The following is a 7,935-nucleotide window of genomic DNA, read 5'->3' as shown; positions in this document are numbered from 1 at the left end:
GCAATAATAATGCAATGAATACTGTATGTATTTGTTCACTGACTTCATCATAATACCTAAACAAAAATACTGAAAAGGGAAGCTTAATATTCAATAAGTTTCCCCTTTCATTTTGAAAGGAGACCAATATGGATTACCAATTAGAATTAAAACAAATTGTGGATTTTCCACGCTGCCGGATTTACCGGGAATTTATACAAACGCTCATCAAGGACAGAAACATTCGTACAAACGGAAGTTCCTGTCTTTTTTATTTCCTGATTCTCTGCTCCTATGCAAACTACTCTTCATCTTACCGTAACATAGAGCATCTGACCTATACTGTTGCTCCGGGAGAATGGATCTGCACACTGAAAGAACTGCAGCATCAGTTCCGTTTCCGGTTTCAGCACCAGGTCCTTTCTGTTCTGGATACCTTGGCAGAACAAAATTTCCTGACTTACACCTTACATGAGAAAAATCGCATCATCAGATACAAGGTCGTAGACTGGCCCAAAGACAATACAGCGCTTTCCTACAATTTTCCCTGCAAAAAAGACATTGGATTTTTCTTCTTTCCAATCACAAATGTTCATAAGCTGATTCACATGGGAAAATGTTCCGAGATGGATGCCCTTCTGGATCTTTGGATCCATGCAGTCTATAACGATCCGTCTGTACGTTGTTCTGATTCCGGTCCGGTTGTTTACTTCAGAAATCAGACCGGCAATCCACTCTTCAGTTATCAATACTTGGCAGAACGCTGGCAGCAATCCAAATCTTCCGTCTCACGTCTGCTAAAAAAACTAGAAAGCAATGACATGATAACTTTAATCTCTTATTCTGGAAAACATGGCAGCATGATCTATCTCAATAATTATCTGTCTGTCATGTTTAATATAAGTGACGTAATGATTGACAAGGAGGAAATCGCTATGAAAATGGAACTGCCAATTCACATTCCCGACGAAGTACCTACTGAAGAAACTACCGTTTCCTGCGTTCCGGAATCTGTTGTTGATGAACAAATCATCGTTTCACAAGAAGGCTTTTGCGTTCCAGAACCGCACACAAAAACCATCGTCCGAAAAGTGGCTGAAATGCTGGAAACACAAGGCATTGTGTGCTGTCGATGCCCAAAAGCCAAGTATATATTATCTCCATTATCAGCCTGCAAGGATATAGTATATAGATATTCACTACGTATTATCTGCCCTCTGGGAAGTGCATCTTACCATTTTGAACTAAAGATCAAACCGCAAAAACCGAAAGCTAAAACCACTCCGTCTGTGCGAACACAAACACAATCTTCTAGTCCATCCTTTTCCGAAATACCGGAAATACTGCTGAAGGGAGGTGAATAGATATGGCAGGAAAACATTATCCACCTGTTGTATCACCCGAAGATAACCCGCTGTATCACGATACATACAAACTGCTTCGGTGCTATCGGGATTCTACTTACAGTCTGAAGGTGGCTGTCCGGCAAGTAGAAATACAGTTTCAACTGGAATATAAGACCAGCATAGACGAATTTCTGGACTCTATCTATACCGCTGGTGCCGACTTAACCGGAAGCCAAATAGAGGAATGGGCAAAAAGTATCTCCAGAAGCAATAAGATGATCAAGTTGTTGCTCTCTTCCGTTGATCTTCTCCGCAAAAATCACAAACATGGAGAACAGTATTACTGGATTTTATACTATGCCTTCCTCTCACCACAGGAGTTGAAGAATACCGATGAAATTCTGGAGGCATTGGAAGAACATATTGCAAACATCTCCTACCGCACTTATTACCGAAAACGCCAGGCAGCAATCAATGCATTAAGCAGTATCCTTTGGGGATTTTCTGCAAAAGAAACCTTAGATACGCTAAATAAATTCTTCCCAGAATAGAGATGGCATAATATTGTCACTACATTGACCTGTTTCTGCGATTGAAGGGGAATTTTACCCATGTTACAATAGGTATTGCTTATAGTATTCCTATTTTTCCCGCACCTGATATGGTGCTTTTTTTGTACCCGAAAACCAATCGCTGACAGCAAGATTCCTTCTGCTATACGTACAGCATACTTCTATCAAATAAGAAACGTAGATTGTACGTACAGCGTAAGTACATTTTCTATATATGAACAGAAGGGAGATACCCATGAAAACACGAAACGAACTCTACAATGGGGAAGGAGCCGAACTATTGCGATTTATCACTACATATCACACACTTTTGTATGAACAAGTTTTACGGCTATTCCCCAAAAACAGAGATTCTATCAAATCTCTGATTACCAATCTTGTCAAACAAGGTAGAATTATCCACGACAAAGAGAATGACCTACTCTGTGACACTGCCGAATCAGCATCCAATCCGGATTATGGCATGATCGCCGCATTCTGGGTTCTATTGGACTTCAAAAAAGCAGTTGTCTACCATACAAGCGGAGATTTTCCAATAAAACTCAACTTTTTTTCAAAAGATGAATGGTATGAGATTTTATATATTCCACTGGAACAGGAATATCTTATCAATCATGTAATGGAATCGCAATCTGCAGACCAAGTAAAACGGCTGGTTGTCTTAGAAAATGAGGGGCAGGCTAGAAAGGTCACCATAGACAATGTGGTAGCCTTTTGCTTAGTAGATACTACCAGCGGAGTTGTCAGTTACTATACAAAGAAATGAGGTCCTATGAATAATAAAACCATTTACGAGCGCCTTCAACAGATTGAAGATGAAATACAAAGGCTAAACAACACGCTTTTTGCACTGAAGACCACAGACATAAAAGTATATGGCAAGCGTTATGAGGAACTAAGCACCAGTGCTGCCCTGCGATCAGAACGTATTACATGCCAACTCAGGAATTTGGTATTCACTATTTCTTCCAGTGGAAAATCAGATTATCTGAAACAGGCTGCAGATGTACAGGGAATCCAAATTTCCAGTTCCGAACAAATACTAACCATTACACTACCTGGTCTTTTACCCAAACGGAAGGTAAGAACCAATACTGCTTTCCTACATGAACCATTAAATCTTGCCTTGCAGACCTACATTCTGGAACATCCCATTCAACTATACCAAAACTGTGTAGTTTGTTTTAGCCAGATATATGACCAGAACCTTTCACTGCATCGCGTCCGCGATTATGACAATCTGGAGTTTAAACAAATTCTGGACACCATTGCTGCCTATGTATTGGTAGATGATACCGGATTATTATGCGACTCTTATCATACAACGGAACTGGGAACCCATGACCATACTATCGTGTCTATCATGAATTGCGAAGCCTTTCCCGGTTGGATAAAAAGCCGACAAAAGTGTATAAGAACCATATCGGAAATTTCGTGATATTTCCACACAAATATCCGACATGGGTAATCTTTCTGCAGAGACCTTATAATCTCTGCTGTTTTTATGCCAGAAAATACTTCCCGGCTACCCAAGTATAGGCTGGCATAGGTAATAACTGAATTGAGGTGACTTGTTTTGATAAAACCAGACTCTATGAAATATCAGGTTCTGGAAATGGTCGGAATTAGTGGAGAATTTCCGGTCAATCAGCTACACCGGCTGATAGAAAGCAGCTCTTATGCCGAAAAAATCATAACTGAGCTGAAAAACGAAAAGCTGATCCGGACGCATTACCGGGACCGGCTAAGAGGTTATCGCTTAACCAAACATGCCAAAGAACTCCTGCTCGCACAAAATATGCCCCGTTTCCATGACTATCTTACTGGAAATACAGAAACAAATCTGATCCGCAGCGAACTTCCCAGAAGAATCCGTCTGCATCAAAAAGCTGAAATCTATCTGACTTTACTACATGCCAACATTCCTATCTTCTATGATGTAAAGCCTAATATTTTCAGCAGGACTTGCGAAGCGGACAGCTCCTTTATACAAGATCTTCCACTTTTTTACAGTTCCAGAGAAATAAAAACTCTCGGTTATGATACAACGAAAATCCGAAATTCTCGAAGCGTCGGGATTCTGTTATCCCCACAGTGTGTTTACGCACTCTATAATACTGGGAACAGTGTCCTGAAGTGGGAATATAAGACCGAAGTGAGACTTACTGCTTTTCTGCAGCATTACCTGCAGGGACGCCCCTACCATGGAAGACCTGCTGTACGAGCAATTATGACCGGAAAAGATATGGATACTGCCTATCATTTACTGACAAGCACTGGCGGATACCGAAAATCGCTCTTTCTTTTAGATACTACCTATGAGCATTTCCACTATCTGCCCAATAATATTTATGGCGAATATCTGTTGCGTCTGCTTGTGCGACCACAAATGCTGCAGCAACTTGATCGGTTATTGTTATCAGACTATTTCTCTCACCAAGAAGAACTGCCGATTGAGCATGACGGCATAGATAGTCAGAACCATCCCGTCCTGCTTGCTTATGATTTTGACATGCAACGAATCAACCGTTTCAATACTGGTTTGAATGTATATGATCTTTCAGGAATTCTGGTATGCTTTGACTTTCAGATTCCTTGTCTGCGGAAATATCTAACCGCAGATATACAGTTTTCCAGTATTGACTTTCAAAAATTCAAAAGGGGGTTTTTCCATGAAAAGCCGTAACTGGTGGAAGCTTCTTTATCTGCTCCCCATCTGTGCCTGTACCGTCTATGCTGGAGGGTATGTAGCACAATTCATAAAAAATTATCAGGAATGGACGGCGGCTGGAAACTTTGCCGGGAACGGTACTTATCCAAAACCAGCCTCCCTTCATCCGCTTGACTGTATCCATACGATCCTACACTATTTCCCGTACAATCTGTATGGGATTTTTCTGTGTCTGACTGTATTTGGACTGATTACCTTCCTGCTGATGCGAATGGGAAATGATCGAAATGGAGAAATCAGTGATCGTGACCGAAATTTTAATTACTCCACGCAGGGAACCTACGGCACTTCCGGATTTATGACATCGGATGAAATGTTTAAAGTTTTGGAATTAGCTGGAGATGTAAGGAAAAATCAGGGAACCATTCTGGGAAAACTGAATGGGAAAGCTGTATGTCTTCCAAACAAAACGCGGCTAAATAGAAACATTGCTGTCTACGGTGCATCCGGAAGTATGAAAAGCCGTGCCTTTGCCCGCAATATGATCTTCCAGTGTGTTGCCAGAGGAGAAAGTTTAATCATTACTGATCCCAAAAGCGAACTCTATGAAAGTATGTCTGTTTATTTGGAAAATGAAGGTTATACAGTGAAAGCATTTAATCTGGTCAATCCGGAAAACTCCGACAGTTGGAATTGTCTGGGTGAAATCAACGGACAGGAAACGATGGCTCAAGTATTTGCAGATGTCATTATCCAGAATACGGGTTCTGGAAAAGGAGATCATTTCTGGGATAATGCGGAGATGAATCTGCTAAAAGCCTTAGTCCTCTATGTGGATCAAGGATTTCCTGCAGAAGCAAAAAATATCGGACAGGTTTACAAATTATTGACTATGAGTTCAGAAAAAGAACTAAACAGCCTGTTCGATCTGCTTCCGGTATCCCATCCAGCGAAAGTTCCCTACTGTATCTACAAGCAGGCCAGTGATACTGTGCGAAGCGGTGTTATTATCGGCTTAGGTGCCAGACTTCAGGTATTTCAGAATAAACTCATTCGGCAAATTACCTCTTATGATGAAATAGATCTGGCACTTCCAGGGAAACAGAAATGTGCTTACTTTTGCATTACCTCTGATCAGGACAGTACCTTTGATTTTTTGTCTTCTCTGTTTATGACTTTCATCTTTATCAAACTGGTTCGTTATGCAGACAAGTATGGAGAAGATGGAAAGTTACCTGTTGCTGTACATATACTGGCTGATGAACTTGCCAACACTGGGGCTATTCTGGAATTGAATAAGAAAATCAGTGTAATCCGAAGCCGTAATCTTAGCATTTCCTGTATCTTTCAAAATTTGCCTCAGATGCAGAACCGCTATCCATTCAACCAATGGCAGGAAATCATCGGCAACTGTGATACTCAGTTATTTTTGGGATGTACTGATGAGGTTACAGCTACATTTATCAGTAATCGGAGTGGTGATGTAACTGTCGGTGTCAGTAGCGAAGCCAAACAACTCAATAGCTGGAGAGTCTCCGATTACACGCCGGAATACCGCCGTACAAAATCTATCGGAAAACGCAAGCTCCTAACTCCGGATGAAATCTTACGCCTCCCACTCGATGAAGCGTTGATTATTCTGCGCGGACAGAAGGTACTTCGTGTGGAAAAATACGATTATACACTGCATCCGGACGCAAAGAAACTAATTCCACGAAAAGCATCAGATCATATTCCGGCGTGGCGTGAAAACGGAATTCATGAAGAATCGGATTATATGCCAAAATCACCGGCTACTGCCACGCGAAAAAAACGCGGCTCTGCGTCTGGAAATACAGCCAAAAAAAAAGTGCAGGAGCCACTATATATATCTGAACCTGTTTATCAGGAACCATGCTATGACGAATTCAATCCAGAATTTCTCTCAGAGGACTCTGAAGATAATTTCCCAGACTCTGAAATGGTTCCGTTAGATAAAAAATCAATTATGTCATAAGTATGAAAGGAGACACATTATGCCAAACGATGTAACAAACACAAACGCAGCCATCTTAACCCTTTATTCTGATGCAGTCTTAGAAACTGCCCAATCAAAAGCAGATCTTATCTGGCACGACATCCAGAATGCCTACCGCACCAGAAAAATCCTAACCGGCACACTTGGTGGTATCGAAAAAACTGAAGCGGGCAATCTGATTGCTGTTATCTATTACAAAGAATTTCGGGCAGTCATTCCAATCACAGAAATGATGATCAACCTCCTTCAAGATGAGGCACACGATTATGGATCGCTGTCTTTGCGTCAAAATAAAGTCCTCAACAATATGCTCGGCTGTGAAATAGATTTTATCATTAAAGGATTGGATACCAAAACACGCAGCATTGTTGCAAGTCGCAAAGAAGCCATGCTGAAGAAACGCCAAATCTTCTATCTGGATCAGGATGTTTCCGGGCAAACCAAAGTATACGTGGATCGTATCGTGCAAGCCAGAGTCATTGCGGTTGCTGAAAAGGTTGTCCGCGCTGAAATTTTTGGTATAGAAACTTCCATTCCTGCCAGAGATTTATCCTTCGACTGGCTTGGTGATGCCAGGGAACGTTTCCATGTAGGGGAACACATTTTGGTACGTATTCTGAACGTAGAAGGTGATACACCTGAAACACTCTCAGTTCAGGCAGATGTAAAGAGTGTAGAAGGAAATACCAGCAAAGAAAACTTAAAGAAATGTCATGTTCAGGGCAAATATGCCGGTACCGTGGAAGACATCCACAAAGGAACCGTATTTGTACGGTTAGAATTGGGCGTCAACGCTATTGCTCATAGCTGCTATGATAATCGCACTGTTGGAAAAAAAGACGTTGTTTCCTTTGTTGTCACCCATATTGATGAAGACCGTAATGTAGCTGTTGGCATCATTACACGAATTATCAAACAAAATATCTAATTATAAGCGTAACAAGAAAAGAATACCGATCTTTCCATCTTTTCTTGCGATATGAAATTCTTCATGTTATACTGAGCAAGTATAACTAATCGGGAAAGAGAAGCGGATGCAATTTCGACCAGCCCTCTAGTTTTTAAAGGAGGGTGATGCCCATGAACACAATGGAAGTACTCACATTGCTTTTAGTAGTTTTTGCGGCTCTGACTTACATAGATAATCGACATAATAAGAAATAGCATCCACGATAAACCCTGAGAAAGTTTGATGGATGCTATGTCTTAACATAGAAATAAATTAAATTTTACTGAGGGCATCAGATCTTGCATCTGATTACCTTTCTTGATTAGATTATACACTGGGGGATATGAGAAATCAAGTCCCCCTTTTTAATTAGTTGATACTCAACAGGAACATCAAATTTT

Annotated in this window: 7 protein-coding genes; all 7 read left to right on the top strand. The window is 40.9% G+C overall.

All coding sequences use genetic code 11. The annotated features are described in order from the left end of the window. The first annotated feature begins 416 nt into the window (after positions 1 to 416). Positions 417 to 1,343: a helix-turn-helix domain-containing protein gene (locus RDS42_RS09805; RefSeq protein ID WP_242865861.1), complete on the top strand. Its 927-nt coding sequence runs from the start codon at positions 417 to 419 to the stop codon at positions 1,341 to 1,343. A gap of 2 nt (positions 1,344 to 1,345) precedes the next feature. Next, on the top strand, positions 1,346 to 1,876 hold the full coding sequence (locus RDS42_RS09800) for a hypothetical protein (protein ID WP_055158014.1): 531 nt from the start codon (positions 1,346 to 1,348) through the stop codon (positions 1,874 to 1,876). A gap of 256 nt (positions 1,877 to 2,132) precedes the next feature. Continuing rightward, the gene (locus tag RDS42_RS09795) at positions 2,133 to 2,663 is read left to right on the top strand and encodes a DUF5697 family protein (RefSeq protein ID WP_055158016.1); all 531 of its coding nucleotides are present in this window, start codon (positions 2,133 to 2,135) and stop codon (positions 2,661 to 2,663) included. Between the two features lie 6 nt (positions 2,664 to 2,669). Further along, entirely contained in the window at positions 2,670 to 3,335 is a 666-nt protein-coding gene (locus tag RDS42_RS09790) for a DUF6100 family protein (RefSeq protein WP_308783499.1), read from the top strand. A 138-nt stretch (positions 3,336 to 3,473) separates the two neighbouring features. Further along, complete coding sequence (locus RDS42_RS09785) at positions 3,474 to 4,583, top strand: hypothetical protein (protein ID WP_242858996.1); 1,110 nt, start codon at positions 3,474 to 3,476, stop codon at positions 4,581 to 4,583. Further along, positions 4,570 to 6,564, top strand: a complete 1,995-nt coding sequence (locus RDS42_RS09780) for a VirD4-like conjugal transfer protein, CD1115 family (RefSeq protein ID WP_308783498.1) — start codon at positions 4,570 to 4,572, stop codon at positions 6,562 to 6,564. The genes RDS42_RS09785 and RDS42_RS09780 overlap by 14 nt, the downstream gene beginning before the upstream one ends. Before the next feature lie 19 nt (positions 6,565 to 6,583). Further along, positions 6,584 to 7,513: a S1 RNA-binding domain-containing protein gene (locus RDS42_RS09775; RefSeq protein WP_308783497.1), complete on the top strand. Its 930-nt coding sequence runs from the start codon at positions 6,584 to 6,586 to the stop codon at positions 7,511 to 7,513. Positions 7,514 to 7,935 lie beyond the last annotated feature (422 nt).

Origin of the sequence: uncultured Blautia sp., assembly GCF_902497045.1 — a bacterium.
In the GTDB taxonomy this organism is placed as follows: Bacteria; Bacillota; Clostridia; order Lachnospirales; family Lachnospiraceae; genus Blautia_A.
This window is presented reverse-complemented; position numbering and strand designations above follow the sequence as displayed.

Excerpts from the sequence above, each read along its gene's own strand:
- RDS42_RS09795 (WP_055158016.1), top strand. The coding sequence starts at position 2,133 with ATGAAAACACGAAACGAACTCTACAATGGGGAAGGAGCCGAACTATTG.
- RDS42_RS09775 (WP_308783497.1), top strand. The coding sequence starts at position 6,584 with ATGCCAAACGATGTAACAAACACAAACGCAGCCATCTTAACCCTTTAT.
- RDS42_RS09800 (WP_055158014.1), top strand. The coding sequence starts at position 1,346 with ATGGCAGGAAAACATTATCCACCTGTTGTATCACCCGAAGATAACCCG.
- RDS42_RS09790 (WP_308783499.1), top strand. The coding sequence starts at position 2,670 with ATGAATAATAAAACCATTTACGAGCGCCTTCAACAGATTGAAGATGAA.
- RDS42_RS09780 (WP_308783498.1), top strand. The coding sequence starts at position 4,570 with ATGAAAAGCCGTAACTGGTGGAAGCTTCTTTATCTGCTCCCCATCTGT.